The 24,223-nt window shown below is 69.3% G+C and carries 28 protein-coding genes and 2 pseudogenes; 13 read left to right on the plus strand and 17 right to left on the minus strand.

All coding sequences use genetic code 11. From position 1 onward, the window contains the following. The first annotated feature begins 10 nt into the window (after positions 1-10). A complete protein-coding gene (locus tag OG811_RS19590) occupies positions 11-1,243 on the plus strand; it encodes an RNA-guided endonuclease InsQ/TnpB family protein (protein ID WP_406075811.1) in 1,233 nt (410 codons plus the stop codon). Positions 1,244-1,325: 82 nt separating this feature from the next. Here OG811_RS19590 and OG811_RS19595 read toward each other — a convergent pair whose 3' ends face one another. The 4 genes from OG811_RS19595 to OG811_RS19610 all read right to left on the minus strand — a co-directional run bounded on the left by OG811_RS19595 (position 1,326) and on the right by OG811_RS19610 (position 4,611). Beyond that, on the minus strand, positions 1,326-1,544 hold the full coding sequence (locus OG811_RS19595) for a hypothetical protein (protein WP_406067724.1): 219 nt from the start codon (positions 1,542-1,544) through the stop codon (positions 1,326-1,328). A 184-nt stretch (positions 1,545-1,728) separates the two neighbouring features. Next, on the minus strand, positions 1,729-2,532 hold the full coding sequence (locus tag OG811_RS19600; RefSeq protein ID WP_406067726.1) for an SGNH/GDSL hydrolase family protein: 804 nt from the start codon (positions 2,530-2,532) through the stop codon (positions 1,729-1,731). A 447-nt stretch (positions 2,533-2,979) separates the two neighbouring features. After that, positions 2,980-3,435, minus strand: a complete 456-nt coding sequence (locus OG811_RS19605) for a DUF6069 family protein (protein ID WP_406067728.1) — start codon at positions 3,433-3,435, stop codon at positions 2,980-2,982. A gap of 162 nt (positions 3,436-3,597) precedes the next feature. After that, positions 3,598-4,611 (minus strand): RNA polymerase subunit sigma-70, encoded by a 1,014-nt coding sequence (locus OG811_RS19610; protein ID WP_406067730.1) that lies wholly within the window; start codon positions 4,609-4,611, stop codon positions 3,598-3,600. Between the two features lie 1,002 nt (positions 4,612-5,613). Here OG811_RS19610 and OG811_RS19615 point away from each other — a divergent pair. The 3 genes from OG811_RS19615 (at position 5,614) to OG811_RS19625 (ending at position 7,153) form a co-directional block, all read left to right on the plus strand. Beyond that, complete coding sequence (locus OG811_RS19615) at positions 5,614-6,009, plus strand: VOC family protein (RefSeq protein WP_406067732.1); 396 nt, start codon at positions 5,614-5,616, stop codon at positions 6,007-6,009. 164 nt (positions 6,010-6,173) lie between these two features. Further along, a complete protein-coding gene (locus OG811_RS19620) occupies positions 6,174-6,737 on the plus strand; it encodes a PadR family transcriptional regulator (protein ID WP_406067734.1) in 564 nt (187 codons plus the stop codon). Continuing rightward, positions 6,734-7,153 (plus strand): hypothetical protein, encoded by a 420-nt coding sequence (locus tag OG811_RS19625; protein ID WP_406067736.1) that lies wholly within the window; start codon positions 6,734-6,736, stop codon positions 7,151-7,153. Before OG811_RS19620 ends, OG811_RS19625 begins: the two co-directional genes overlap by 4 nt. 162 nt (positions 7,154-7,315) lie before the next feature. On the opposite strand, the gene OG811_RS19630 is transcribed toward OG811_RS19625, so the two are convergent. Then, positions 7,316-7,834, minus strand: a complete 519-nt coding sequence (locus OG811_RS19630) for a MarR family winged helix-turn-helix transcriptional regulator (RefSeq protein WP_406067737.1) — start codon at positions 7,832-7,834, stop codon at positions 7,316-7,318. A gap of 31 nt (positions 7,835-7,865) precedes the next feature. Here OG811_RS19630 and OG811_RS19635 point away from each other — a divergent pair, with 31 nt between their 5' ends. Continuing rightward, positions 7,866-8,942, plus strand: a complete 1,077-nt coding sequence (locus tag OG811_RS19635) for a GNAT family N-acetyltransferase (RefSeq protein ID WP_406067739.1) — start codon at positions 7,866-7,868, stop codon at positions 8,940-8,942. A gap of 110 nt (positions 8,943-9,052) precedes the next feature. On the opposite strand, the gene OG811_RS19640 is transcribed toward OG811_RS19635, so the two are convergent. Then, a complete protein-coding gene (locus tag OG811_RS19640; protein WP_406067741.1) occupies positions 9,053-9,724 on the minus strand; it encodes a response regulator in 672 nt (223 codons plus the stop codon). Further along, a complete protein-coding gene (locus OG811_RS19645; protein ID WP_406067743.1) occupies positions 9,703-10,863 on the minus strand; it encodes a sensor histidine kinase in 1,161 nt (386 codons plus the stop codon). The genes OG811_RS19640 and OG811_RS19645 overlap by 22 nt, the downstream gene beginning before the upstream one ends. Positions 10,864-10,993: 130 nt before the next feature. Here OG811_RS19645 and OG811_RS19650 point away from each other — a divergent pair, with 130 nt between their 5' ends. Then, on the plus strand, positions 10,994-11,395 hold the full coding sequence (locus tag OG811_RS19650; protein WP_406067745.1) for a DUF6069 family protein: 402 nt from the start codon (positions 10,994-10,996) through the stop codon (positions 11,393-11,395). After that, positions 11,392-11,868: a hypothetical protein gene (locus tag OG811_RS19655; protein ID WP_406067747.1), complete on the plus strand. Its 477-nt coding sequence runs from the start codon at positions 11,392-11,394 to the stop codon at positions 11,866-11,868. Before OG811_RS19650 ends, OG811_RS19655 begins: the two co-directional genes overlap by 4 nt. Before the next feature lie 117 nt (positions 11,869-11,985). Here the strand turns inward: OG811_RS19655 and OG811_RS19660 are convergent, their stop codons facing one another. From OG811_RS19660 to OG811_RS19670, 3 genes are all read right to left on the minus strand, one after another. Continuing rightward, positions 11,986-13,800, minus strand: coding sequence for a glycoside hydrolase family 15 protein (locus OG811_RS19660; protein WP_406067749.1), 1,815 nt, complete (start codon positions 13,798-13,800; stop codon positions 11,986-11,988). Between the two features lie 70 nt (positions 13,801-13,870). Beyond that, positions 13,871-14,347, minus strand: a complete 477-nt coding sequence (locus OG811_RS19665; protein WP_406067751.1) for a hypothetical protein — start codon at positions 14,345-14,347, stop codon at positions 13,871-13,873. Positions 14,348-14,735: 388 nt separating this feature from the next. Further along, on the minus strand, positions 14,736-15,296 hold the full coding sequence (locus tag OG811_RS19670) for a GNAT family N-acetyltransferase (protein WP_406067752.1): 561 nt from the start codon (positions 15,294-15,296) through the stop codon (positions 14,736-14,738). A 600-nt stretch (positions 15,297-15,896) separates the two neighbouring features. On the opposite strand from OG811_RS19670, the gene OG811_RS19675 reads away from it, so the two are divergent. Next, positions 15,897-16,226: a TraR/DksA family transcriptional regulator gene (locus OG811_RS19675; protein ID WP_406067753.1), complete on the plus strand. Its 330-nt coding sequence runs from the start codon at positions 15,897-15,899 to the stop codon at positions 16,224-16,226. Between the two features lie 554 nt (positions 16,227-16,780). Here OG811_RS19675 and OG811_RS19680 read toward each other — a convergent pair. Further along, positions 16,781-16,990 carry a hypothetical protein gene (locus tag OG811_RS19680; RefSeq protein WP_406067754.1) on the minus strand — a complete coding sequence of 70 codons (210 nt, stop codon included), beginning with the start codon at positions 16,988-16,990 and terminating at the stop codon, positions 16,781-16,783. A gap of 149 nt (positions 16,991-17,139) precedes the next feature. Between OG811_RS19680 and OG811_RS19685 the strand changes: the two genes are divergently transcribed. Then, the gene (locus OG811_RS19685; protein ID WP_406067755.1) at positions 17,140-17,574 is read left to right on the plus strand and encodes a VOC family protein; all 435 of its coding nucleotides are present in this window, start codon (positions 17,140-17,142) and stop codon (positions 17,572-17,574) included. Positions 17,575-17,605: 31 nt separating this feature from the next. Then, entirely contained in the window at positions 17,606-17,776 is a 171-nt protein-coding gene (locus OG811_RS19690) for a hypothetical protein (protein WP_406076012.1), read from the plus strand. Between the two features lie 70 nt (positions 17,777-17,846). On the opposite strand, the pseudogene OG811_RS19695 reads toward OG811_RS19690, so the two are convergent. Next, positions 17,847-18,062 (minus strand): annotated as a pseudogene (locus tag OG811_RS19695) (alkaline phosphatase PhoX); the annotation flags it as partial. A gap of 44 nt (positions 18,063-18,106) precedes the next feature. After that, positions 18,107-18,235: pseudogene (locus OG811_RS19700) on the minus strand (alkaline phosphatase PhoX); the annotation flags it as partial. 210 nt (positions 18,236-18,445) lie between these two features. Here OG811_RS19700 and OG811_RS19705 point away from each other — a divergent pair. Beyond that, positions 18,446-18,976: a SigE family RNA polymerase sigma factor gene (locus OG811_RS19705; RefSeq protein ID WP_406067757.1), complete on the plus strand. Its 531-nt coding sequence runs from the start codon at positions 18,446-18,448 to the stop codon at positions 18,974-18,976. Then, positions 18,973-20,397 carry a hypothetical protein gene (locus OG811_RS19710; protein WP_406067758.1) on the plus strand — a complete coding sequence of 475 codons (1,425 nt, stop codon included), beginning with the start codon at positions 18,973-18,975 and terminating at the stop codon, positions 20,395-20,397. The genes OG811_RS19705 and OG811_RS19710 overlap by 4 nt, the downstream gene beginning before the upstream one ends. Positions 20,398-20,452: 55 nt before the next feature. Here the strand turns inward: OG811_RS19710 and OG811_RS19715 are convergent, their stop codons facing one another. From OG811_RS19715 to OG811_RS19730, 4 genes are all read right to left on the minus strand, one after another. After that, positions 20,453-21,172, minus strand: a complete 720-nt coding sequence (locus OG811_RS19715) for a VOC family protein (protein ID WP_406067759.1) — start codon at positions 21,170-21,172, stop codon at positions 20,453-20,455. A 285-nt stretch (positions 21,173-21,457) separates the two neighbouring features. Beyond that, entirely contained in the window at positions 21,458-21,814 is a 357-nt protein-coding gene (locus tag OG811_RS19720; protein WP_265010371.1) for a DoxX family protein, read from the minus strand. A 93-nt stretch (positions 21,815-21,907) separates the two neighbouring features. Next, the gene (locus OG811_RS19725; protein ID WP_406075813.1) at positions 21,908-22,774 is read right to left on the minus strand and encodes an RNA polymerase sigma-70 factor; all 867 of its coding nucleotides are present in this window, start codon (positions 22,772-22,774) and stop codon (positions 21,908-21,910) included. 50 nt (positions 22,775-22,824) lie between these two features. Continuing rightward, positions 22,825-23,439 (minus strand): class I SAM-dependent methyltransferase, encoded by a 615-nt coding sequence (locus OG811_RS19730; protein ID WP_406067761.1) that lies wholly within the window; start codon positions 23,437-23,439, stop codon positions 22,825-22,827. Positions 23,440-23,550: 111 nt separating this feature from the next. Between OG811_RS19730 and OG811_RS19735 the strand changes: the two genes are divergently transcribed. Then, on the plus strand, positions 23,551-24,105 hold the full coding sequence (locus OG811_RS19735; RefSeq protein WP_406067762.1) for an alpha/beta fold hydrolase: 555 nt from the start codon (positions 23,551-23,553) through the stop codon (positions 24,103-24,105). The last annotated feature ends 118 nt before the right edge of the window (positions 24,106-24,223 follow it).

Consider the following 24,223-nt stretch of genomic DNA (forward strand, 5'->3'; position numbering starts at 1 on the left):
AGTTGTGTCTGTGTGGCTCCGTTACAACTACCGCGTTTACCCGACGCCGAGTCAGCGGCATTCGTTGGCTCGGGCGTTCGGGTGCGCGCGGGCGGTGTTCAACGACGGACTGCGCGCGCGGCAGGAAGCCCGCGACGCCGGACGGCGGTACGTCACCGACGGGGAGCTGTCCAGGCAGGTCATCACCCTGGCCAAAGCCACACCCGAACGGGCGTGGCTGGCCGAGGTGTCGTCGGTGGTGCTGCAGCAGGCCCTCGCGGACCTGAACACCGCGTATCGCAACTTTTTCGCCTCGGTCACCGGCAGACGCGAAGGTCGGAAGGTGGCTCCGCCGCGGTTCCGGTCCCGCAAGGACAACCGGCAGGCCATCCGGTTCACCAGGAACAGCCGGTTCAAGGTCTGTGCCAATGGCCGGCTGCGGTTGCCGAAGGTCGGTGACCTGAGCGTGCGCTGGTCGCGGGATTTGCCGGCCGAGCCCACCTCGGTCACGGTGATCCGGGACGCTGCGGGCCGGTACTTCGCCTCGTTCGTTGTGCAGACCACAGACGAGCCGTTGCCGCCGGTCGAGTCCGAGATGGGCATCGACCTCGGGTTGACCCACTTCGCCGTCCTTTCCGACGGCACGAAGGTGACCGCACCGAAGTTCCTGCGCCGCGCGGCCCGCAAGCTCAAGCGGTTGCAGCAGGACCTGTCCCGCAAGCAGCGAGGCAGTCAGAACCGCAAGGAAGCCGTCGTGAAAGTCGCCAGGGCGCACGCCCGGGTGGCCGACACCCGGCGGGACTGGCAGCACAAACTGTCCACGACGATCATCCGCGACAACCAAGCGGTATACGTCGAGGACCTGTGCGTGACCGGTCTCGGCCGAACCAGACTCGCGAAGCCCGTGCACGATGCGGGCTGGGCCAGCTTCACCGACATGTTGCAGTACAAAGCCGCCCGGTACGGGCGGACCTTCGGCCGGGTGGACCGGTTCTTTCCCTCCACCCGGATGTGCTCCGACTGCGGCCGGATCAACGACAAGATGACGCTCAACCTCCGATCGTGGACCTGCCCATGCGGATCGACCCACGACCGGGACGTCAACGCGGCCATCAACATACTCGCGGCGGGACGCGCCGAGAGCCTAAACGTCTGTGGAGCGCAGGTAAGACCGGCACCCGTGCCGGCACCGCGCCGCGAAGCAGGAATCCGCCCGGACGCCGCGTGTTCCACGCGCAGCGTGGAGGGAACCTCCGTCCTTTAGCGCGGAGAGATCGTCAACTCAGCACCATCCTCAGCAAGACCGCATTGGGGTCCCTGTCCGGAGAACCCGTGGCACCTCAGGTTCAGGCTGGCGTGTGGGTGGCCTGTCCGGCTGACTGGTTCCCGCCTGCGCCGGCCGGTACCGCCGCCGTGGGGATGGCGTTGTCGACGAGGACGGCTGCGATGGCGGCGGCGGTGGCCAAGGTCTCGGTGTTGAGGACTCGGCTGCGGGCCGAGGCGCCATCCAGGAGCAGCGCCAGTTGTTCGCCGAGTTGTCGACGGCCGCCGCGATGAACGGGCACAGGGGCGCGTGGATGTCGAAGACGGCGAGGAGTCGTTCGCGGGGTGTGAGGTCGCTGCGATCGAACACTTCGGATTGTCAGCGCCGCGCATGAGACCACGCGCCCGGGGCGGATACCCGGTGTGGCTCGACGGGAAGACGCCGGGCGCGCGGGGCACCGGACAAAGCCCCGCGCGCCCCCGACGTCAGCCGGCGACGGAGCGGAAGGCCGGGTAGTAGCCGCCGGACTGACCGGCTGCGGTCGGGTGGTAGGAGATGCCGAGGTTGGCGAAGTTCAGGGCGTGCAACCACTTCTCGCCGTAGCTGCACAGTTGGTGCCCGACGAACTGCGACCGGACGTCAGCGAAGGTGAAGCCGGCGGCCAGGGCGGCACTTCGGGTGATGTCATCCACCAGGTTGATGCCCTCGTTGATCTTCGCACGCGAGGTGGCACTGAGTCCGACACACGTGGTGCCCAGTTGGTAGAAGACCGGGTAGCCGACGACCACCACCCGGGCCGAGGGCGCTCGGGTGCGAATTCCGTTGTAAACGGTGCGCAGCAGGTTGGCGAGGTCGGCCCGGGCCTTGTCCTCGGCGGCCTGCACGGCGGCCACGCAGTCGGTGGTCCCGTAGAGCACGCAGGTGGTCATGATGTTGGCGAATCCGACATCGTTGCCGCCGACCGTGACGCTGACCAGGGTCGTGGTGGCACTGAGCGCGCCGAGCTGCGTGTTGGTCACACTCGCGGTGGTGGCACCGGAGCAGGCAACCGAGCGGTACGACGCGGGTCGCACGTTGGTGGCGTACAGCGCCGGGTAGGCGTTGGTGCTGCGCTGACAGGAACCGCTTTCGGCGGTGTAGCTGCCGGCACCAACCCCGGAAGAGTAGGAGTCGCCGAGGGCGACGTAATGGTCGCCGGGAGCCGCCTGGGCGGGCGCTGCCAGAGTGAGGGTGGCGCCCAGGGCCGTGACCAGGCTCAGGGCGAGGGTTGTCAGACGGGATCTCCGCACGTCGCGCTCCGGTGGGGGTAGGAGGTTCGGTGTGAGATAGATATCATTAAATATCGATGTTGAAAAGAGTCTTGCGAGTCCCGCGTATGCGACTCGGTCGACAGTGCTCGCCGCCCGGGTTTGCGCCTCGCCCGCACACAGGGCGCACGTGGCGAGGCTTGAACTGCGCCCAACGGAATCGAGCGGCCCTCAACTGCACCCACCCCGGCCTGCGGCGCCACGTCTGCCCAGGTCGGAGAGGGTGCGGCGTCCTGTTTCAGGAGCAGTGCTCAACGGCTTCGAACGGACTTCGGCTGCTGTCTAATCTGGCTGGTGGGGGAGTGTGGGCAGGTCAGGGCCGTAAGGACGTGGCGTGGTGGCCGGGCTTGCGGTGGGAGCGGACGGGGTGCCGGTCGGCGAAGCGGTCACCGCCGCGAAGAGCGTCGCGCCGTATCTGCGACGGGATCGTCAATCGGTCCGGGCGCGGAGGCTCCGCGCCAGGGTGGGGATCATCACCGTCGCAGGGACGAGGTGTAGCCCGAGGAGGGCGATGGTGGTGGCGGTGTTTGCCGCGGAGAGGAAGGGCGGGACCAACGAGATCGCGGTCAGCGACACTGTCGTCCACACGAATCGTTCGGCGGGGCGAGCGCTCCAACGAAGAAGAGCGACGGCAATGACGATGCCCACGACCGAGAAGAAGCCGGTCACCACGGCGAACCCGGCCAAGGGGATCGTCTCGCCACCATCGGGGACCTCGAAGTCGACGCCAACGGCCTGGGCAAGCGTAGCGGCGAGGGTGGTGGCCACCATCGCTGCGAGCGTGGCAATGAAGCCGGTGCCGGCGAGCCCGCGGAGTCGGTGGGTGTGGCTGGGCTGGCCCGACGCCGGACCTGCGGCGACCCCGGTGTCACTCATGCGGTTCATGTCGATTCTCCATCAGTCGGTGCCTGGCGTACGGGGTGTGTTGACTGGCCCGTGACGGTCCTGGCACCCGCCTGCGGGTGACGACGCCGAACGCGTCGCACCACTGGGCCGCGACCACGGCGACACGCACGCCACCGCGCAGCGCGAGCGTCCATACCGGGGCTACTGCGTCCCGTCCGCCGGCAGGCGCTCCGGCAGGCCGAGCCGCGGGAACTGGTCGTCGTGAAAGATGACGATCTCGGTGATGGCTCCGCTGGTGACGCGCAGGACGTCGATCGTCAACGGGAGGTACGCGTCCTCCTGCTCCTGCCAGAGGTAGAAGGCGACGGCGGGCTGCCGGTTCACGGAGGTGAGGACGGTGCGCAGGCCCTTCATGCCCACGAAGCCGCTCTCCACCCAGTCGTTCACCACCGCGTCGCGGCCGGCGTGCAGGCCCGGCGTGGGCGGCATCGAGCACCGGACGTCGTCCCGCAGCATTGCGGAGAGCCGGTCGATGTCCGTGGCCACGCTGGCGTCGGTGAAGCGGCGCACCAGCTCGCGCGTCGCGGCGTCCTCCTCGCCGCCGGTCCAGTCCTGCCGCTCGGCGGGCAGGTGCTCCCGCATGCCTGCGCGCGCCCGCTGCAGCGCGCTGTTGACGGAGTTGACGGAGTCCCCGAGAAGGTCCGCGACGTCCTTCGCCGGCCAGCCGACCACGTCCCGCAGGATGAGCACGGCCCGCGGGCGCGGCGCGAGGTGCTGGACCGCGATCAGGTATGCCAGCTCGATCGTCTCCCGCGCGACGGCGACGGTCTCCGGCTCGTCCGCATTGTCGGCGGGCAGTTCGTCGAGCAGCCGGTCCGGGTAGGGCTGCAGCCACAGCACCTCGCCGCCGGTCGCGGGCTCCGGGCGGCGCTTCGCGAGCAGGTCCAGGCAGGCGTTGGTGGCGATCCGGTACAGCCAGGCCCGGAACGTCGACCGCCCCTCGAAGGTCTCCCGCCGCCGCCAGGCACGAAGAAGCGTCTCCTGCACGGTGTCCTCGGCATCCTCGAACGAGCCGAGCATTCGGTAACAGTGCACGTGCAGCTCCCGCCGGTGCCGCTCCGCCAGCCCCGCGAACGCCGGCTCGTCGACCTCGCCCAGACCTGTCCCGCCCAGACCGCTCACGCCCAGCTTTTCCAGCCGCGTGTCCGCACTCATCACGCCATCCTTCCGTCTCGTCGTGTCCTGCCGTAGGTGTGACGGGTGCGGGCGCGACAACTCATCACTAGGGTTGCTCGGAACCGCGGGGGTCAGTTTTCACGCGGCGTCGACGCTTGCGCCTCGATTCTCGGGCCGCAACCGACGGGCCGTGCGCTCGGCAGTTGAAGGTCAGTCGGGCGGTTGGGACAGCCCTTCCGGTCAGCTCGCGGTCGCGTAGCTGCCACAGACGGTTGCCACCCTCACGCGGGCTACGGACCGTCGATCGGACGGGCTCGGCGTTGCGATACCGTCAAGGTGCCCATACCGGCGTCGAGTAGTCCGCGTCCGTCGGCGGTCGATGGTCCGCAGGGCACCCCACGAATCCAGGGAGAAACCGATGCCGGAGCCTGAGCCCGTTCAAGACGCCCATTTAGTGGATGCCGACACCGCACCCACGGCCGAGACCGACCTGCCTGCCGTTCACGCAAATCGGGCCGCCCGACGCGCGAAGGGCAAGGTCGCCTCGCCTCAACCGTATGGAAAGGGTCAGCACCTCGGCGGCCGGAGCTCGGTCCAGAGCCCGCGCCAGTGGGGTAACCGGCGAAGCGGCTGACCCGTTGGTGGAGCCCTTTGTCAGCACCACCACACCGACCGCGTACGTCAGGGCCACCATGCCGCCGGAGCCGGCGTAGACAGGTGCCGGGAGGCAGCATCCGGGTCGGTGAGGCGTCGGAGGCGCGGCGGCGGGGAGCTGGGTTGACCCCCGACCCACAGGGGTGGTTGGAGGGCCGGAGTCGGTGCGGATGATGCCAGCGCGGGTCACCGTGACCGACTGTCGGTCGCAAAACGGGGTTCGTGTGCTCGGCGCGTGGTCCCTTGGGCTGGGAGAGCAGGGGCCGGGCGACATGGGTGAACGTGGGGCCACCCCGTGTTACCTCAGGCAGGTGGACATCTCGAGACCTCTTCGGCCGACCCGAAGACGGCAGCACCCCAGCAGGACACCCTCCCGCGTACGCTGCCGTGGTGCAGATCGACTTGGTTGCCCTGATCGTCGACGAGTACGATCCCGCGATCGCGTTCTTCACCGACGTACTTGGCTTCGACCTCGTCGAGGACTCCCCATCGCTGACCAGTGACGGTCGACCGAAGCGGTGGGTGGTCGTCCGGCCGCCGGGAGCCCAGACCGGGATCCTGCTCGCTCGCGCCGACGGAGAACAGCAACGCGTCGCAATCGGTAACCAGGTAGCCGGCCGAGTCGGGTTCTTCTTCCGCGTCGACGACTTCGACGCCGCCTACCGGCGGATGACCGAAGCCGGTGTCATTTTCGTCCGGGAACCGCGGACCGAGCCCTATGGCCGGGTCGCGGTCTTCCTCGACATCGCCGGCAACCGGTGGGACCTGCTTGGGGCCGGCTGACGTCGCCGCACCTGCCAGCTGAGGCGCTAGGTCACCCATCCTGATCGGCCGCTGGTTGCGTGACTTTGCCGAGATGTGTGCACCTCACTGCGAGCCTTGACGCGGTGCCACATCTCTAGTAGATATATCTGTCAGATAGTCCCACCGAGTGTGAGGCAACGACGATGGCGCGTTCGAGTCAGACCGACATGGCCGTGCTCGGGGCGCTGAGCACCGAGCCAATGACTGGTTACGCGCTGCGGGAAGCGATCCGCGATGTTCTCGGGCACTTCTGGAGCGAGAGTTTCGGGCAGATCTACCCGGCGCTTGCCGAGCTGGAGCGCAACGGGTTTGTTAGGCGGAGCGGGTCGGCCAAGGCCGGCTCGTCAACATTCGCCATCACTCCGTCGGGGACCCGCCGCCTGCGCGAGCTGCTCGCCCAGCCGATCCAAGCGGTGCCGGCCCGCAACGGCCTGCTCCTGCGTTTGTTCTTTGGCCGCACCCTGGGTGTTGAGGTGTGCCGTGCCCTCATCGCCGAGGCCGAGGCCGAGGCACAACAGCGGCTGCTCCAGTTCGACGAGTTGGCCGTCCAAATTGCCGGAGAGCCGCAGTACGCCGACGACGCACCCTTCTGGCAACTCACGATCTCAGCAGGCCGCCACAGTGCCCACGCGGCGATTGCCTGGGCGCAGGAATGCCTCGCGGCGCTCGACGACATCGATCCCTCGCGACAGGAGAACACCGCATGACCGCGACAACGATGGGCTGGACTCTGGTAAAGGGTGCGCCGATGGCAGCCGCCGTCGGGTTGGTCGGCATCGCGCTGTTCCAGCTCGCCCTCGCTGTGGGGGCGCCGCTGGGGCGCGCCGCATGGGGCGGTATTCACGTGGGCCCGTTGCCCACCGGGTGGAGAGTCGCAAGCGGTGTGGCGGTCATCGTCTGGACGTTCGCCGCGCTGGTCGTGCTCCGTCGGGGCGGGATGGGACTGCTCGGGATGCCCGAGGCCGTGGCCCGCTGGGGCACGTGGATCCTCTTCGGACTCTTGCTCCTTGGCGCTCTGATGAATGTCGCGTCCTCAAGCGTCTGGGAGCGATACCTCTGGGGGCCGTACGCGCTGATCCTCGCCGGCCTGTGCTTCCTGGCAGCCCGCAGCGACGGGACCTGATCGCGGCGGCGGCAAAGGCGGCGACACAGGGGTGCCCACCCCTGCTCCGACACCACGCGCGTCCCTGCGTCCACGCGGCCGAGCTACCGCTCGGCGGATCACCTCGACCCCACAGGGCGTTGCCATGCCGACCACGTCCCCAACGCAACGGCGTTGTTTTGTTCACCCATCGACGATCATGCCGACAGGTAGGCGTCTGGGTGGTCGGTCGTCGCCGACTTGGGGTTCTTCCAACTTCCGGGCGATCTGTTCGATGGCGATGAGGTCTTCTGGGGCGAGCCGGTCGATGAAGTGGCGTCGTACCGACTCGACGTGAGCCGGTGCGGCGTTCTCGAGTGCTTCCAGACCCTGCGCGGTGAGTACGAGGAAGCAACCTCTGCCGTCGGCCGGGTCTGGTGTGCGGCTCAAGAGACCGCGCGCCTCCATCCGGGTTGCGTGCCGGGACAGCCGGCTGCGTGACCAGCCCATCTTGTCGGCCTGTTCCCCCAGGCTGCTGGTGTGGCCGGTCCGCTCCGACAGGGTGCTCAGCACCTCGTAGTCGGGTTCGGAGAGCCCGATCGCGGCCAGGTCGCGCGCCGTGCCGGTCTGGACGGCGACCACTACGCGCAGGAACGCCCGCCACGCCCGTTCCTCGTCAGGGTTCAACCAACGTGCGGTCCCCGTCGACGGTTTCGTTGACATGTAATCATTCTAGCACCTACACTTTGTTTCCATGTTAACGAAACCGGTCCGCGTCCTTGCCCTGGTGTGCAGCACCCGCCCAGGCGCCCTCGGCCCCCTGGTGGCACAGTGGCTGACCGAAACGATCGCCCCTCATGCCGCGGAGCTCGGCGTCGAGGTCGTACCGGTGGCCCTCGGCGATCTGAACCTGCCGTTCCTGGACGAAGAGGAACATCCGTCGTCGGGTGTCTACCAGCATGAGCACACACGTCGGTGGAGCGCGATCGTCGACGGGGCGGACGGGTTCATCGCGGTCACACCGGAATACAACTACGGGATGCCAGCGACCCTGAAGAACGCGCTGGACTACCTCAGCCGCGAATGGGCATGGAAGCCGATCGGCTTCGTCAGCTACGGCAACACGTCGGCGGGCACCCGGTCGGTTCAACACGCCAAGCAGGTGGTGACCACGCTGCGCCTGGTTCCGTTGGGCGCCACGGTCGCGATCCGCATCGGTGACGCAACGGAGAATGGGCGACTGCGGCCCGACGCCGCCCGCGACACGGCGGGTATCGGCCTGCTGGACGAACTGGTCCGGGTCGCCAACGCCCTACGGCCACTGCGCGAACGCGCACAAGCCGGGGCCCAGCCCGGCCCGCTGCCAGCGTCCTACGCGAGACGGCTGACCCCCGACGACGCGCCCCAGGTCACGGTACTGCAGCGGTGCTGCTGGGTGGACGAGGCCGTCGTCAACCACACCATGGACATTCCGGCCCTGCACGAGTCGCCGGAGGAGGTGCGCGAGTGGCTGGCGACCTGGCACACCACAGGCATCTGGCTGGACGGCCGACTACTGGGCATGGTTCGGACCCGTCGCATCGACACCGACTGGCACGTGGGTCGACTCGCCGTCGTGCCTGATCTGCGAGGCCAGGGGCTGGGCCGGTGGCTGCTGCGCACCGCCGAAGCCGCCGCCGGCCCCGATTGCCGTCGTATCCTGCTGGTCACCGGCGCCAAAAGCCTGCGAAACATCGACCTTTACCACAGCGAGGGATACCAGTCGGCGCCACTCGCCGGCCCTGACGGAACCACCTGCCTTACCAAAGACATATCCGTTGGGCAGCGCTGACGGTGCCGGTCTATTGAACCCGAGAAGGCCATCCCCGTCCAGATCACCTACACCGACGACGCACTCGGCACCCTCCTGCCCGCGGCATGGGCGGGGCGCAGGGGACCTGGTCAGGCGAGCCGGCCGTCGTGGGCGAGCAGGGCGATCTGGGTGCGGTTGTCGAGGTCCAGCTTGGTCAGGATGTGCGAGACGTGGGCCTTCACCGTGGTCACGCTCATCAGCAGCTCGGTGGCGATCTCGGCGTTGGAGCGTCCGTGCGCGATGGCCAGCACGACGTCGCGTTCCCTGGGCGTGAGCAGGGCCAGCCGGTTGCGCGCCTGCTCGTAGGACTCGGCCCCGGACGCCACCCGCTGCATGAGGCGGCGCGTCACGCCCGGCGACAGCATCGGGTGGCCGGCCGCGACGGCGCGGACCGCCTGGCTGATCTGCTCTGGCGGGGTGTCCTTGAGGAGGAAGCCGCTGGCGCCGGCCCGTAGGGCCCGCACCACGTGCTCGTCGGTGTCGAACGTGGTGAGCACGATGATCTCGGGTGGCCGGTGACGGCGGCGCAGGCGCTCGGTGGCGGTGATGCCGTTGACACCGGGCATCCGAATGTCCATCAGCACCACGTCGGGCATGTGCCGGTCCACCGCGGTTATCGCCGCACCGCCGTCGGCGGCCTCGCCCACGACGACGATCCCGTCGGCGCCGTCGAGCATCATCGTCAGCATTCCCCGTACGAGGGGATCGTCGTCGACGATGACGACCCGGACCGTGCCCGTCACGTCGGCCACGGCAGCCATGCGGTGAGGTGGAACCGACCCGAGGCGTCGATGTGGTGGGTGACGCGACCGCCGGTGAGGGCGGCCCGTTCGGCGAGACCGATCAGGCCGGCGCCGCCGTCCCCGGTGGCACCGCTGTCGGGCGTGGTCGGATTGCTTACCGCGATGCTCAGGCCGGAGCCGGGCGCGCCGTCGAAAACGAGCCGGACCGGCTGCCCGGCGGCGTGCTTGCGGGCGTTGGTCAGCGCCTCCTGCGCGATTCGGTAAGCGGTGCGGCCGACCGTCGGGGGGACCTCGACCGGCGGGCCGAGCGGGTCGTCGACCTCGATGTGCTGCCCGGCGGCCCGAGCCTCCTCGACCAGGCGCGGCAGGTCGGCGAGGGTCTGCCCGGGTGGTGCGTCCGCCGGCGACTCGGCGTCGTCGCTGCGCAGCAGCGTGATGACCTCGCGCAGCTCGTCGAGGGCGTGGTGTGCGCTGGCGCGGATCACCCCGGCGGCGGCGCTGAGCCGCTCGGGCGGCGCGTCCGGCCGGTACTCCATCGCGCCGGCGGCCGCTGCCAGCAGCGACAGCCGGTGGGCCAGCACGTCGTGCATCTCCCGCGCGATCCGGCTGCGCTCGGCGGCCCGCGCCTCGACGACCCGCCGTTCCTGCTCCTGCTCAGCCCGCCAGGCCCGGTCCCGCAGCGCCGCCAGCAGGGCGTGCCGGGCCTGCGCCCAGGTGCCCCAGCCCAGCAGGGCCGCGTACGCGGCCGTCATCAGCACCAGCCGCCACCCGTACGGCAGGCTGGGCACCGGCCGCCAGAGCGCCTGCACCGCCTCGCCCGCCACGCCGACCGCCGCCACCACTGCGGCCTGCCGGAACGGCCGGTTGCGGGCGGTGAACAGCACCGCGAAGCTCGCCACCGGAGTGGCCACCGGCGACAGCGCCACCAGCAGACCGGCCAGCACGCCACCGACCTCCGGGCGGCGGACGACCACCGGGACGAGGGCCAGGGCGGCCACCGCCAGCGCGACATCGGTGTGGACCAGGGCGGTCGACCCGGAGCGGGTGGCAGACCACAGTACGGTCGCGATGAGCACGCCCATCGCCACGGTCGCCACTCCCACCGGGACGGAACGCCACGCCCGCGGCGGGTCCACGTCGCACGTCGCCGCCTCCACCAGCGCAGGCTACTGGGCTCGCGGAGGGCCGGACCACCTCCTTTGGTAGTACGCGGTGCCGCCGACGGATGTACGCACCGCGGCGTCCGGACCGACGTGCCCGACCCGGGCCGGTCCACAGACTCAGGGCATGACGAACAACCTTCTCCTGCGCCGAGCCGCGGTGACGGCCGGGGCGATCCTGGTGGCGGCGGCCGAGTTCGCGACCCTGCGCTCGGCGGCCGGCGTCGACCTCGCGGCCAACTCCGGAAACTCGACCCGGCAGATTACGGTGGCCGCGGTCGTCGTGGCCGCCGCGGTCGCGGCACTGGCCGGTTGGGCGCTGCTCGCGGTGCTGGAACGCCTCACCAACCGGGCCCGCGTCTGGTGGACCTCGATCGCGGTCACGGTCCTGCTGCTGTCGCTCCTGGCCGGGCCACCGGGCGGCGTCGGCGGGGAAGCGAAGGCGACTCTCGCGCTGCTACACCTGAGCGTCGGCGTCGTCCTCATCCTCGGCCTGCCCCGGCCGCGCCCGGAAGGGCTGAACCGATGACCGCGCTGACCATACGCAAGCAGGACGGCGCCTTCGTCCTCGACTCCGGTGCCGGGCCTCGCGCCTCGCTGCGTACCACCGGCTGGACCTGGCGGTGCGGCGAGATCCGCACCGACGCGGGCCTCTGGACGGTCGAGCCGACCGACCACCGACGCATCGGGGCCACCGCCCAAGCCGAGCACGGCGCCGCGGTGCGGCTCGACCCGCGCCGGTCGCACGTGCCGGGGCCCGGCGGGGTGGCGCGCTGGGCGCCCGGTCGCCGCGGCGGTGAGTTGGTACGCGACGGGCATCGGCTCGCGGTGCACCTCCCCGGCCGGCCAGGCGGGCCGATCCGCGTTGACGTCACCGGCGAATGGGTCGAGGTGGAGCTGGTGGCGCTCACTGCCTGCTTCGCGCTGCTGAGTCGACGGCGGCAGCGCACCCTGATCATGATGGCGGTCGTCAGCACCGCCAGTCGCGGTCCCATGGGTTGACGCGAGCGTGTCCGGCAGCAGGTGATGACGAGGACGAGTGATCGCCGACGGGTACGCGACGGACCTTCTCGTCCTCGACCCCGCGCCGGTCGCCGACGGCGCCAGGCGGACGCAGGATCAGCAGTCGGGGGCGTCCCGGATGGCGAGTGCGGCTTGGATGAGCGCGGCGTGGGTCAGTGTCTGCGGGTAGTTGCCGAGGTGGGCCCCCGTCGCGGGGTCCAACTCTTCGGCGTAGAGGCCGAGTGGGCTGGCGTAGTCGAGCATGGACTGGAACAGCTCGACGGCCTCGATGCGGCGCCCGGTGCGTGCGAGGCCCTGAACGAGCCAGAATGAGCAGGGCAGGAACGCGCCTTCGGTGCCGGGTAGGCCGTCACGTCCCGGCGGGTAGCGGTAGAGGAGCGGACCGCCGGCGGAGAGCCTGTCCCGAATGGCGTCGATGGTGCCGCGTACCCGGGGCGACCCGATGTTGTCCATGCCGAGCAGCGGCAGGACGAGCAGGGCCGCGTCGAGATCCTGGGAGCCGTAGCTGCGGACGTAGCTGGCCGCCGTCGGGTCGAAGCCGCGCGTCCGAACCTCGGCGGCGATGGCATCACGGGATTTCTGCCAGCGTCGGCGCTGGCGGTCCGACAGGGGGTGAGTGTCGGCGATGGCCAGGGCGCGGTCCAGGGCGAGCCAGCCCATGAGCTTGGAATGGACGTGTTGGGCGGGTTCGCGGACCTCCCAGATACCGGCGTCGGGCTCCTGCCAACAGCGGGCGACCACGTCGGCGAAACCGCGCACCGTCCGCCACGTCTCGGTGTAGAGGCGGTGTCCGGCCTGAGCGAATGCCCAGGCGGCGTCGATCACCCAGCCGTAGCCGTCGAGCTGGTGTTGGCTGGCCGCGCCGTTGCCGATCCGTACCGGGGGGCTGTCGAGATAGCCGGGCCAGTTGGGTAGTTCCCGCTCCGCTGGCACGTGGCGGCCGTGCAGGGTGAGCAGTGCCGGCAGGCGTGGCCGCTGCAGCCGGCTGGCGTGCAACAGCCACGCGAGGAACCCGCGGGCCTCGTCTGTCTTGCCGAGGCTGAGGAAGGCGCTGACGCCGATGCTGGCGTCACGGGGCCAGACATAGCGGTAGTCCCAGTTCCGTCCCCCGCCGGGATCCTCGGGCAATGACGTGGTGGGTGCGGCAACCGGGGCTCGCGAGGGCGAATAGGTCAGCAGACGCAGGGTGAGCAGGCTTCGTACGACGTGTTCGCGGAAAGGCAGCTTCTCGTCGATCTCCGCAGCCCAGGCCCGCCATCGGGTCTCGTCCTCGCTGAGCAGTTCCCAGGCGGCTCCCGGCTCGACGTGGATGAGCGGTTCGCGGTGGGCCACGGCCAGTACGAGGGTGACGGGACGGCCTGGCCGGACCGTGATCGAGGTGGGCCGACCCGGTTCGATGCTGAGTTCGGGCGTGCTGCCCAGCGAAACCGCGAGCGGCCCCCACTCACACACGAGGGCCTGGCGCCGGTGGTGGACTCGGGGCCCGCGGTGCCGTGCGCCGAGGCGGGGGTCGAACTCCACGACGACGTCGACCGCCGCGTGCTCGGCCGACAAACGCCGCACGATCAGTGTCGTGGGCAGCAGGCGGCCGCTGACCTCGGCCACCATGGCCTCGGTGAGGCTGAGCCGGCTGCCGCCCACCGCCCAGGTGGTCTCCAGGGTGGCGGTGTGCTGCCGGTAACGTCGTTCGACGACCGCTGCCGGCCGGGATGGTCCGACCCGGAACGTTCCCGCCTGCGGGCCTCCGACCAGCCGGCCGAACAGGGGCTCGCCGTCGAAGCGGGGCACGCAGAGCCAGTCCATCCCGCCGTCACTCGCGACCAGGGCAGCGGTGCGGGTGTCACTCAGCAGGCCGTAGTCGCTGATCGGCGCCGAGGGCCGGGGAGACGTCGTGTCGGGCCCACCAGTCATAAAGATCGCTTCCCAACGAGTCGCGCTGGTGAACACAGCCCATCCGGCGGGGACACCAGCGGGGTACGGGTCACCTGCCTTGGAGGAGCAGTCCGAGAAAGACCCCGTAGATGACGTGGACGACAGCAGCGACCAGGGGGGTCTGGATGCCGTAGTTGAGGGCGAACAGGCCGGGCGGCTCCAACACGGCCGTGCTGGCCGGCCCCGCCCGCTGCGAGGCCATGCGCGGGTGGACACCTGGAAGCAGCGGCAGAATCACCGTCAGCGCAATCCCGACGTGCAGCATCCCGAGCAGCCCTCCGATCCACCAGGTGGCGCGGTGCAACAGGGCGAAGGTGGCCGCGTAGCCGAGGGCGAAACCCTGACCGGCGCAGAGGTGAAGGCAGAACCCGACGACTCGGGCCCGATCGGGATCCTCGGTGACGAGGGTCCCGAGCACCAGGGGAAGGTCGAGCCGAGTGAGGCCGGCCAGTTGAGCGGTTATCATCGCCGCGGTGAGCGCCGCGGTGGCGACCAACCCGAACAACGCCCATCCGGCCCAGTCCATCTCAGCAGTGGTTGACGTCGCGGGCGTTTTCAGTCGGTACGGCCGCGTGGGCGGCGCAAGCGCCATGGACGCCAGGTCTCCCGACGCCGGCCTCGGTCAGCCGCGCAAGTAGGCGGGTGTGAACCGCCCAACAGCGGCTCCCAGCCGTCGACGCCGAGGGGCTCTCGGCCATCGGTTCACCTCCGGCTGGACAACGTGAAGATCCTGCGGGTCTGGGCCGGACACCCGTCGCACACGACATACGACGACAGTGCCGCCCGGTTTCTCACCATAAGCCACCGGACCTGTCGCCTTGGCCTGCTCGCCGAGACATCCGCCCAAAAGGCAGGCGACGTCCGATCATGTCGAACCAGACAGGGCGTGCCCGCCTCATGGTCGTCGCCTACCCCTACGGCGCTACCTCTCGACGCCATGTCTCGGCGAGCAGACCGTACGTGTAGCCGTCCACCCAGCCCAGCTCGGCGTGCCAGGAATCACCGACGCCGTGCTGCTCACGGCGCATGCCGACCTTCTCGAGGATGCGCACCGAGGCGAGGTTGTCCGCGAAGCAGCCGGCGGTGATCCTTCGAATATTCAACCGGTCGAACGCGTGTGCCACCATCGCGGTGACCGCCTCAGTCGCGTAGCCATGGCCGCCGTAGGCTGGATCGAAGATGTAGCCGAGTTCGGCCTCCGTCCGCGGTGGCATGCCGGGCTGACCCATGCCGTCGACGACATCGAGTGAAACTGTTCCTATCACCACGCCGTCAAGCGTGGCCGCCACGCTGTGGTCGTCGAGGTCTGCGGCCGCGCGCCGCCACGCCGCCCGGTGGGACGCAGGGTCGACCTCCGTGCGTAGCAGCCAGCGCGTGACCTCTGGCAGATTGCGGTACTCCAGGATCCGGTCGACGTCCTCGTCACGCACCGGGCGAAGCACGAGGCGTCCGGTACGCAAGGTGGTGTTCTCCATGAGGCGGCACGTTAGCGGACGCACCACGGCGAGACGCCCGATTATCCGGCCCGTCCGGCCAGACACGGCTCGCCTGTGAGGCGCCGCCCGACCCGGCTCGACCCGACCCGTCGTACCGAACTAACACGGGACATGGAGAGCATCATGACCGTTACCTACACTTTGATGCCTTTTTGAGCCTCGATGGCTTTGGCGCGCACAGGGGCAACTGGGGCGGCTACCGGGGTAAGCAGGGCCACCTCATCACCAGGCTCACGAGGCGGATCGTGGTCCGAGGGAGGTCCCGCCGGCAGGCGTTGGCGTTAGTGCAGTCACGGCCTATGGTGGGAGGCATGCCCACGGTTACGTTCCGCTCTCCTGCCGTCACTGACGTGACGGTAATCGGGGCTGCCCGTGTGGCAACGGCGGCGCGCCTGATGGCCGGGATGCGAGTGTCGGTTGTCTGCGCGCTGCACATCGCGCACATGCACAAGCTGTCGAGCCTGCCGCGAGCCGGCCGAGGCCCTCCCGCGGAATCGTTGCATCCCGGAACGACCGCCAGGGCGAAGCTATCGAAGCTTCGGCCCTTTTCTTTTTATGCCCCTTGTGAAAGGTAGGACCATGAGCATCGATCACCGATCTGTCGATCAAGTTTGGCTGGCTGAGCTGCGAGCGTCCCTGGCGGACGACTTCGCCACGCAGACGGCGAGGCTGCGGGAACTGACCGAGCTCAACGCAGACACCGGCGACCCAGGCGAGGCCCACAACCGGGCCGCGCTGCTGGTGGCCACGCGCCGCAACATCGAGCAGATCACCGGTGCGCTGAGCCGGATCAGCGACGGCACCTACGGTGCCTGCGAGAAGTGCCGCCAGACCATCCCCGCCGAGCGTCTTGAAATTCTCCCGCACGCTCGCTTCTGCGTGTCGTGCCAGGAAAAGCACAACGGGTGACGCCCGGTGTGGCTGCCGTGCCGCGCTTGTGGCCCGGCACGGCAGCCGCACGTCGTTACGCGGGAGACGATTCCGCGTCGGTGACGACGTCCAAGACGTCGAGGGTGCCCAGGAGTCTGGCGAGGGCTACGGCCTCGGATCGGGTCAAGGCCAGACAGCAGGTGGCGTCGGGATCATCGTGGGACTCGTATACGAGATCTCGCCGCCCTCCGGGATAATGCGTGACCACGCCCACACGGCGGCCGTCAGCGGTGGTGAACATGCGGCGTTCCCCGATACCGGGCAGCGGGGTCAGTTCGACAATCATGATGACTCCAGCAGCGATGCGGCGGAATTTGCGCGGCGGCTCAGCAGCGACCGCACGGTCGACGTGCTCAGATCGAGATCGAGAGGACGCCGTACGCCCAAACGGACGTACGCGCCGGGGGTCAGCATGTGCACCGCCAGAGCGTTGGGTTGGCGGCACGCGTCGAGGGCGTAGACGGGCATGCGTAATGGCACGAAGTGGGCACGATGCTCCCAGGCGGAGACCGGCGCGAGCCGGGGCGAGTGGGTCAGGCGAAGGCGCGCGCGTGGTGCGGCGGAGCACGATCCGCCGACCAGGCAGGCACACAACCAGGGATCGCCCGCCGTGCGGAGCAGAACACGATGCACAGCCCGATCGACCGGGTGGCGGGGAGCACCATCACGACCACGGCAAGCACCAGCATCGTCGGCAGCGGCACACGCTCGCCGACGCGCCGAAGGGTGCGCGGATCGTGCATGCCGTAACCATAGCCATCGCCCAGAGTGTCGACCACATCCGCGTCAGGTGACTGCCACCTTCGCCAGCTGTGCGCAATGCTGCTGGACGCAGGAGCGGTCAGAGGTGGCCCGTGGAGACGGTGAATGAACCCGCCTCTATGGTGGTCCGATGGCGTCGGTCAAGCAGATCCAAGTCACCTTCGACTGCGCAGAACCTGAGCGCGTCGCTCGCTTCTGGTGTGAAGTCTTGGGGTACGTCGTGCCGCCGCCACCGGAGGGGTTTGCTACCTGGGACGATTTCAATCGCGCGCTGCCGCCTGAGCAGCAGGGTTCAGCGTTCGCATGCATTGATCCCTCAGGTGTGGGCCCGCGACTGTTCTTCCAGCGCGTTCCCGAAGGCAAGGTCGTCAAGAATCGGGTGCATCTTGACGTGCGGGTCGGCACCGGGCTCGTGGGTGAAGAGCGCCTGGCCGTGCTTGAGGCCGAATGCACACGACTGGTCGCGCTCGGCGCGGCACGCGTGCGACTACTGCTTGCCGATGAAGACAACGAGTCGTGCCTCGTGATGCAGGACATCGAGGGCAACGAGTTCTGTCTCGCCTGAGCCGCCGCGAACGTGACGGTGGATCGAGATCGTGTCCGTCATCGGCGCTGCCCCGAACGTGGTGTTCCACCTGGAACTTGATGTGGACGTTCACGACCGTTTGACCATCGCCGCCGGTGAGGCCGGGGTCCTGCATGTTGACGAAGAGCACCTTGCCGTCGGCGGTGAAGGTCGGCCCGCAGAACCGAGCCGTCGTCCATGATGATCTGCATCGGGGCGAGGACACCGGCGTTCGGTGCGAGGTGGGTGAGCACGCCGGGACCCAGCTTGACGCCGCGCGGCGCCGTCCAGCGGTAGAAGCGGCCGTTGGGCTCGTCGGCGTCCTCGGAGAGGTAGACCCGGTGGCGATCCTTGTCGACCGCCAGAGCCTCGTGGGAATAGCGGCCCAGGCACTTGATTGGCCTCGGGTCGGCGCTGCCATCGGCCCGCACCTCGAAGACGTAGCCGTGGTCCCTCTGGTAGACGCCGGAGTGGCCGTCCCATCCCACGTGTCGCCGGCCCGGTCCTCGGTCTCCTCGCAGGCGAGCCAGGTCCCCCAGGGGGTCGGCCCGCCGGCGCAGTTGGAGATGGTGCCCGGCGAGGGGGCGTACTCGTCTGCGCTGGCCACCCGCGTCGGGTGCCGGACGTGACGGGCCGCCACTCGGCTAGCCGCTCGCCGCATTGTGCTTCGCAACCAGGCTCGGAAGTTCGTCCAGCGAGTCGATGCGGAACAGGCACTGCTCGGACACGGCGGGCATGGACGGAATCGCCGGGACGACGCCCATGCTCAGACAGGTCGACGGGTGCATCTCCTACTCAACCCGAACGCCGCCGATCGCGTCTCACTCTGCATCCGCCCGTGAACGCGAGGCGGACGTGACCTGGAGGTGGCGTGAGCCGGTACGACGACGACGAACAGTTCCGGCTGTTCGTGCAAAGACAGTGGGGGTCGTTGCTCCGCACGGCCTACCTGCTAACCGGCGACCGGGGGACAGCCGAGGACCTGGCGCAGTCGGCGTTGGAGAAGACCCATCGGCGCTGGGGGCGGGTGCTGCGCAGGGACGCCCCTGAGGTCTACGTACGCCGGGTGATGGTCAACACGGCGATCTCCTGGCGGCGTCGGCGGCGGCCGCTGGAGGTGCCGCTGCTGACCTCCGACAGCGCGCCGACGTCGGACGCGTACGCGCAGGTGGAGGAGCGGCAACTGCTCCTCGCCGCGCTGCGGCGGTTACCGCCCCGGACCCAGGCGGTTCTGGTGCTGCGCTACTTCGAGGACCTCAGCGAGGCGGACGCCGCCCAGGTTCTCGGCTGCTCCATCGGCTCGGTGAAGAGCCAGGCGTCGCGCGGGTTGGCCCGGCTGCGGGCCGAGTTCGCCCCGACCGCCCCTCAGTCCCCGGTACGGCTCGAGGAGGAACTGGCATGACCGAGAGCTTCGCGCATTCGACACTCAGGCCTGCGCTGCGGCAGGCCGCGCATGGTGTCGACGTACCTGAGGACCCGTGGTCGGGGTTCGCCCGGCGCGAGCGACGGCACCGGCGGACGCGGCTGATCCGGGCGGCGATGGCCGCCGTGGTCGCGGTGACGCTCGTCGGGGTCCAGACCAACGTGGTGCCCCTGCCGGGGTGGGCGCCGGGCATTGCGGTCGCCGCCGCCCCGACTGCGTTGCTCGACGCGCCGCCCCGGGGCACGCTGGCCGGCGATCACGCCTGGCTGGACATGCTGCGGGCGAGGATCAGCACCGATCCGCCGGTGAGAATCGACACCCGCCTAGGTGGCTGGAAGGTCGGCGATCGCGACCGGATTCAGCTGATCTACGGCAGTGACCAGCCGGGCCACCGGGTCGCGCTGGTCGCGGTGCCGCTGCGGTTCGGCCTGCTGACCAAGGAGGCGTTGGTCTGGTACGTGGGTCCGGCCGGGGCCGGCGCCCAACAGATGCGTTACGGCGGGCACAGCGAGGGTATGGACAGCCCGGTGATGACCCTGATGCAGGCCGAGCCTGACCGGGGCGGATTCGCGGTCGTCGTCGGGCCGGCCGATTCGACCGTGATGATCAGTGGCGACCCGCGGTACACGCCGGGGGGCACCCTGGAGTACCAGGACCTTGCCAGAGCGGACGGCAGCGGGGTTGGGTTCGCCGTCCTGCCCCCCGCGCCGCTTCGGAACGAACCCGTCGTCCGGGTCAGCCGTGGCAACCAGGTGCTCTTCCTGGGCGGCCTCGGTGGCGGCCCGTACGCCGGGATCGATCCCACCGGGCCGGAGATGGACGCCCTGGTCACTGCCGCCCGCCGGGGTGCCCGAGGTACGCCGCTGGACGACGCCAACCTGCGCAACTTCGTCGAATCGGCACTCCTCGACAGTCACCTCTCTGCTGCCGGCACGACGGTCCGGGTGCGGTGGTCGGGCAGTGAGCGCGGCCAGGCCGCGGCGCTGCTCACCGTGCAGCCCGCCGGCGGCGGGGTGATCGCGTACGCCATGCACGGTGACGTGCGAACCGGCTGGTGGACCGACCTGGGACTGCTGCTGCCGGCCGAGGGCGTCGACCAGCGACCGATCGGCTGGCGGATCCGGGCCGACGACGGCCCCCGCACGCCGACGGACCAGGTGCGGGTGATCGCCCCTCCGGACGCGGCGCGCGTCACGGTCACGGTCGGCGGCGCACCCCCGGCCACCGTCACCCTCGACGCGTCGAACGCCGGCACCACCCGGACACCGCCGGACCGGCCGGCCACCCTCACCGCGTACTCCAAGGACGGCGGTGTCCTCGGAACCACCCCAGTGCCGCCGGTCGAAGCCGACATGGCGGGCTTGCCGGGTGACAGCCCGGCTACCCGGGTGACTCCCTGACGAACCGGAAGCGTGGCCGAGCCGTCCGACGACGGCTCGGCCACGCCGCGTCGTCTCAGCGCAGTGCCGCTGCGAGGTCGGCGGCGGTTTCGAACGTGGGCGCTGCCCGTTCGGTCTCGTCCGCGCTGAGCACGACACGATCGACGCGGCCCAGCATCTCCGTTGCAGTCTCTTGGTCGTGCAGGACCATGGCCAGTTCGGCGCGGTAGACGAGGACCTCCACCTGTGCGACCGGATCGTCGTCCGCCTGCGGCCGGGCCAGCGCGTTGTCGAGGATTCGGACGGCCTGTTGGACGTCACCCTTGGAGTCGCCCTGCACGACGGCGTTCGCCAGGGCTTTCGCGAGCCGCCCGGCAGACGTCGTCGCCGGCGTACGCGTGGTGGCGGCCTTCTGAACGACGCGGATCCAGTTGCCGCCTGGGTCGATGACGCTGAACCCGCCCACCCCGTCGTAGTTCTTTCGCGCCCGGGGCCGGGTCATCCGCGGCGTCCCGGACACCAGCACCTTGCCGTACGCGGTCCGCATGCCCGCAGCGAACGCCCGGTGCAGTGCCCCGATGTCCGAGGTGAGTACGAGGCAGGAGCCGTAGGACTGCTCCGGGTCGAATCCGGCGATCTCGAAGAAGTGCAGATGCAGATCCTCGCGTTGCAACGCCACGTACGGGTTGGGCTTGCGCTGCTTGTGCGTGGTGTTGAATCCGAGAACCTCGTAGAAGGTGACGATGTCGTCGATGGACGCGCAGGGCAGCAGGGGAACGGTCACCTCGTTGGTCATGGCTCCTTCCTAGGCGTCGCGGGGTACCCGGCGCACATGGAAAAAGCCGATCATCGCCTCCAGCCGTCCGATCGGCCAAGCACAGTCAGTTCCATGGGGTCGCAGCGAGCGTTGTGCCGCATCGATCAGGCGCAGCGGATGCCATTCGCTCATCGGCATGGCGCACCGCCCGTCCGCCGGCGACGTGCCGGTTCGGACGCGAGTGCGGCGGTTCAAGCTGCCAGACACGTTGGTAGGCGCCGACGCCGACATGACCTCCAGCGCTGACCCCCACCCACCAGTACATCAAGCGTCCGGGTGGTAGGCGAGGTTGACGGTGAGTGCGGCCAGAGCAAGTCCGAAGAAAAGTGCCCAGGCGCCGAGTCGGAAATTACCCGCCCGCATATGTGCGCCCAGCGCGCCGAGGAAGTACAAGACCAGACCGGCTGCCGCGAGCGTACCCACGACCGGCACGACGAACCCGGCCAGCAGGCCGAGCGCGCCCGCGCCCAGGAGCATTCCCAATGGTCGTACCCACGATCGGGGTATCCGATTGCGGTCCGCCTCCGTCTTTGGGTATTCGTGGCCGATCACGTTGGCGATGGCGGCCGAACCGTTGAGGGCTGAGGCGAGCAGGGTCACCGTGAGATAGATGGCGAACATCGACGTCTCCGTACGTGTGAGAGCGGTGGCTGACCAGTCGCTCACGGACGAGGTGGTGACTCCGATGTGTGACACGGTGTTGAGTGTTCTGGATCACAGCGCTGTGGCTGCCAGCTTCTGTGGGTTGCTGACGACGTGGATGGTCTGAACCAGACCCTCCACCATGTGCAGGGTCATAGCGAGCACCGGCGTTCCGTCACAGTGGACGACGACACCGGGGCCACCGTTGAGGTGGAGCACCCCGGCCGTCGAGCCCACCGGCTGTTGCCGGGTGAGGACGACGATGGCCCGGGCCACGAGGTCCGAACCGTGGATGGGCTTGCGTGGCGCACCGGTGACGCCGCCGCCGTCGCTGACCATCGTCACGTTCGGTGCCAGAACCTCGATCAGTGCGGTGATGTCACCACCGGAACAGGCGGCCAGGAATCGCTCGGTCACCTGTTGCCGGGTCACGGGGTCGCTGTCATATCGGCGCCGGCGGCTCTCAACCGCCTTTCGGGCCCGGTGCGCAAGCTGCCGTACCGCCGGCTCCCCACGTCCCAGGAACTGCGCGATCTCGGCGTACGGGTATCCGAACGCCTCGTTCAGCACGAACACCGCGCGTTCCAACGGAGACAGCGTCTCCAGGACGAGCAGCAGCGCGGTGGAGACGGAATCGGCAAGGATCACATCGTCGGCGATGTCCGGTCGGGTGAGGATGGGCTCAGGCAGCCACGGGCCGATGTACGACTCACGCCGCACACGGGCGCTGCGCAGCTGATCGATCGCCAGCCGGATGGTCACTCGAACCAGAAAGGCTTCGGCGTCCACGACGGTGGCCAGTTCGACGCGACTCCACCGCAGCCAGGCATCCTGCACTACGTCTTCGGCTTCCTTAACGCTGCCGAGCATCCGGTACGCGACCGCGTACAACAACCCACGGTGCTCTACGAAGGGCGGCTCATGCTGGTCACCTGAAATGTTCCCGGCCACGGGGGCATCCGCTCTGCCGCGATCCGAGCGGTCCGCGCTCACCTCGCCCCGTCCACTGCGATCGCCGCGATGGCGGCGTGCGGTCGATGAGTGCCGTCGCTGGGCCGTGGTAGGCGTTCGACCTCCAGGAAACCGGCCCGGCTGAGTCGCTCGGAGATCTCGTCGATGGGCCAGCGATAGGCGGTCACGACTTTGTGGTCGAAGGCGGCGACCTCGTCGGCGTCGAAGACGCCCAGCACCAACGTTCCGGCCGGGGCCATCACTCGCCGGAATTCGATGAGCACGCCGTCGAGTTCCTGCGGCGGCAGATGGATCAACGAGTACCAGGCCAGGATGCCGTCGACGGAGTTGTCGGCGACGTCCAGGCGTTCCAGCGACCCGAGGTGGAACTCGACGTTCGGGTGGGCCGCCCGCGCATGGGCGATGAACTCGGGAACCAGGTCGATCCCTGTGGCGTCGATGCCCAGCGAATGAAGATAGCCGGTGAGATGACCGGGTCCGCATCCTAGATCGAGCACCGTGCCGGGCCGACTCGCCAGGTGTCGTCTGATGAAGGCGAGGTCGTCGGCATTCACCTGCTGGGTGGTGCCGAACAGCCCGATGTAGAGCTCTGCCATGGACCCGTATGCCTGCCGGACCTTTTCCCCGTTCACCGCCAAACTATACGAGCTCACCAATCGTCGCTCGGGGATCCCGCCGACCAGTCAGCGGACGGGCCGACGGCGCGGTGTACCGGGTTAGCGAGGGTGTGGAGGAGGATCGTCATGGTGGGAACCCCGCAGATCTTGTTCATTCAGGGTGCCGGCGCCGGCACGCACGACGAGTGGGACAACAAGCTGGTTGACAGCTTGAGGCGGGGGCTCGGGAACGGGTACGAAATCCGTTACCCGCGCATGCCCGAGGAGGACGACCCGAGCTACGCCACGTGGAGCGCGGCCATCCGGCGGGAGATCGCGGCTCTGGCCGACGGGGCTGTCGTCGTGGGCCATTCAGTGGGCGCGACGATCCTCGTCCACGCGCTCGCCGAGCGGCCACCGGTGCGGGAGCTCACGGCCATCGTGCTGATCGCCGCCCCGTTCGTCGGTCCGGGCGGCTGGCCCGGCGACGAGTTCGAGCTGCCGTACGACCTCGGTGCGAGGCTGCCGCGAGGGGTGCCGGTCCACGTGTTCCATGGACTCCAGGACGAAACCGCTCCACCGTCGCACGCCGACCTGTACGCCAGAGTCATTCCGCAGGCACAACTGCACCGGCTGTCCGGGCGCGATCACCAACTGGACAATGACCTGAGCGAGGTCGCGACGGTGATCGGGCGCGACTAGCCGGTAGCGAGCTTGTCTGTGCGGCCTGCGCCGGGCGCACATCGGGAGCAGCGGCGAAGGCGTCGGTCCTTCAGGGGATCGTCGGTCGTGCCGGCTCCGCAGACCTCGCGGAGGCGGC

This window comes from Micromonospora sp. NBC_01638 (assembly GCF_045209745.1).
GTDB lineage: Bacteria > Actinomycetota > Actinomycetes > Mycobacteriales > Micromonosporaceae > Micromonospora.

Bases quoted from the DNA above. Each gene is read 5' to 3' on its own strand.
- OG811_RS19605 (WP_406067728.1), bottom strand. From the start codon at position 3,435: ATGAACCGCATGAGTGACACCGGGGTCGCCGCAGGTCCGGCGTCGGGC.
- OG811_RS19610 (WP_406067730.1), bottom strand. From the start codon at position 4,611: ATGAGTGCGGACACGCGGCTGGAAAAGCTGGGCGTGAGCGGTCTGGGC.
- OG811_RS19620 (WP_406067734.1), top strand. From the start codon at position 6,174: ATGGCGCGTTCGAGTCAGACCGACATGGCCGTGCTCGGGGCGCTGAGC.
- OG811_RS19625 (WP_406067736.1), top strand. From the start codon at position 6,734: ATGACCGCGACAACGATGGGCTGGACTCTGGTAAAGGGTGCGCCGATG.
- OG811_RS19630 (WP_406067737.1), bottom strand. From the start codon at position 7,834: ATGTCAACGAAACCGTCGACGGGGACCGCACGTTGGTTGAACCCTGAC.
- OG811_RS19635 (WP_406067739.1), top strand. From the start codon at position 7,866: ATGTTAACGAAACCGGTCCGCGTCCTTGCCCTGGTGTGCAGCACCCGC.
- OG811_RS19640 (WP_406067741.1), bottom strand. From the start codon at position 9,724: ATGGCTGCCGTGGCCGACGTGACGGGCACGGTCCGGGTCGTCATCGTC.
- OG811_RS19650 (WP_406067745.1), top strand. From the start codon at position 10,994: ATGACGAACAACCTTCTCCTGCGCCGAGCCGCGGTGACGGCCGGGGCG.
- OG811_RS19655 (WP_406067747.1), top strand. From the start codon at position 11,392: ATGACCGCGCTGACCATACGCAAGCAGGACGGCGCCTTCGTCCTCGAC.
- OG811_RS19660 (WP_406067749.1), bottom strand. From the start codon at position 13,800: ATGACTGGTGGGCCCGACACGACGTCTCCCCGGCCCTCGGCGCCGATC.
- OG811_RS19665 (WP_406067751.1), bottom strand. From the start codon at position 14,347: ATGGACTGGGCCGGATGGGCGTTGTTCGGGTTGGTCGCCACCGCGGCG.
- OG811_RS19670 (WP_406067752.1), bottom strand. From the start codon at position 15,296: ATGGAGAACACCACCTTGCGTACCGGACGCCTCGTGCTTCGCCCGGTG.
- OG811_RS19675 (WP_406067753.1), top strand. From the start codon at position 15,897: ATGAGCATCGATCACCGATCTGTCGATCAAGTTTGGCTGGCTGAGCTG.
- OG811_RS19680 (WP_406067754.1), bottom strand. From the start codon at position 16,990: ATGCACGATCCGCGCACCCTTCGGCGCGTCGGCGAGCGTGTGCCGCTG.
- OG811_RS19685 (WP_406067755.1), top strand. From the start codon at position 17,140: ATGGCGTCGGTCAAGCAGATCCAAGTCACCTTCGACTGCGCAGAACCT.
- OG811_RS19710 (WP_406067758.1), top strand. From the start codon at position 18,973: ATGACCGAGAGCTTCGCGCATTCGACACTCAGGCCTGCGCTGCGGCAG.
- OG811_RS19715 (WP_406067759.1), bottom strand. From the start codon at position 21,172: ATGACCAACGAGGTGACCGTTCCCCTGCTGCCCTGCGCGTCCATCGAC.
- OG811_RS19720 (WP_265010371.1), bottom strand. From the start codon at position 21,814: ATGTTCGCCATCTATCTCACGGTGACCCTGCTCGCCTCAGCCCTCAAC.
- OG811_RS19735 (WP_406067762.1), top strand. From the start codon at position 23,551: ATGGTGGGAACCCCGCAGATCTTGTTCATTCAGGGTGCCGGCGCCGGC.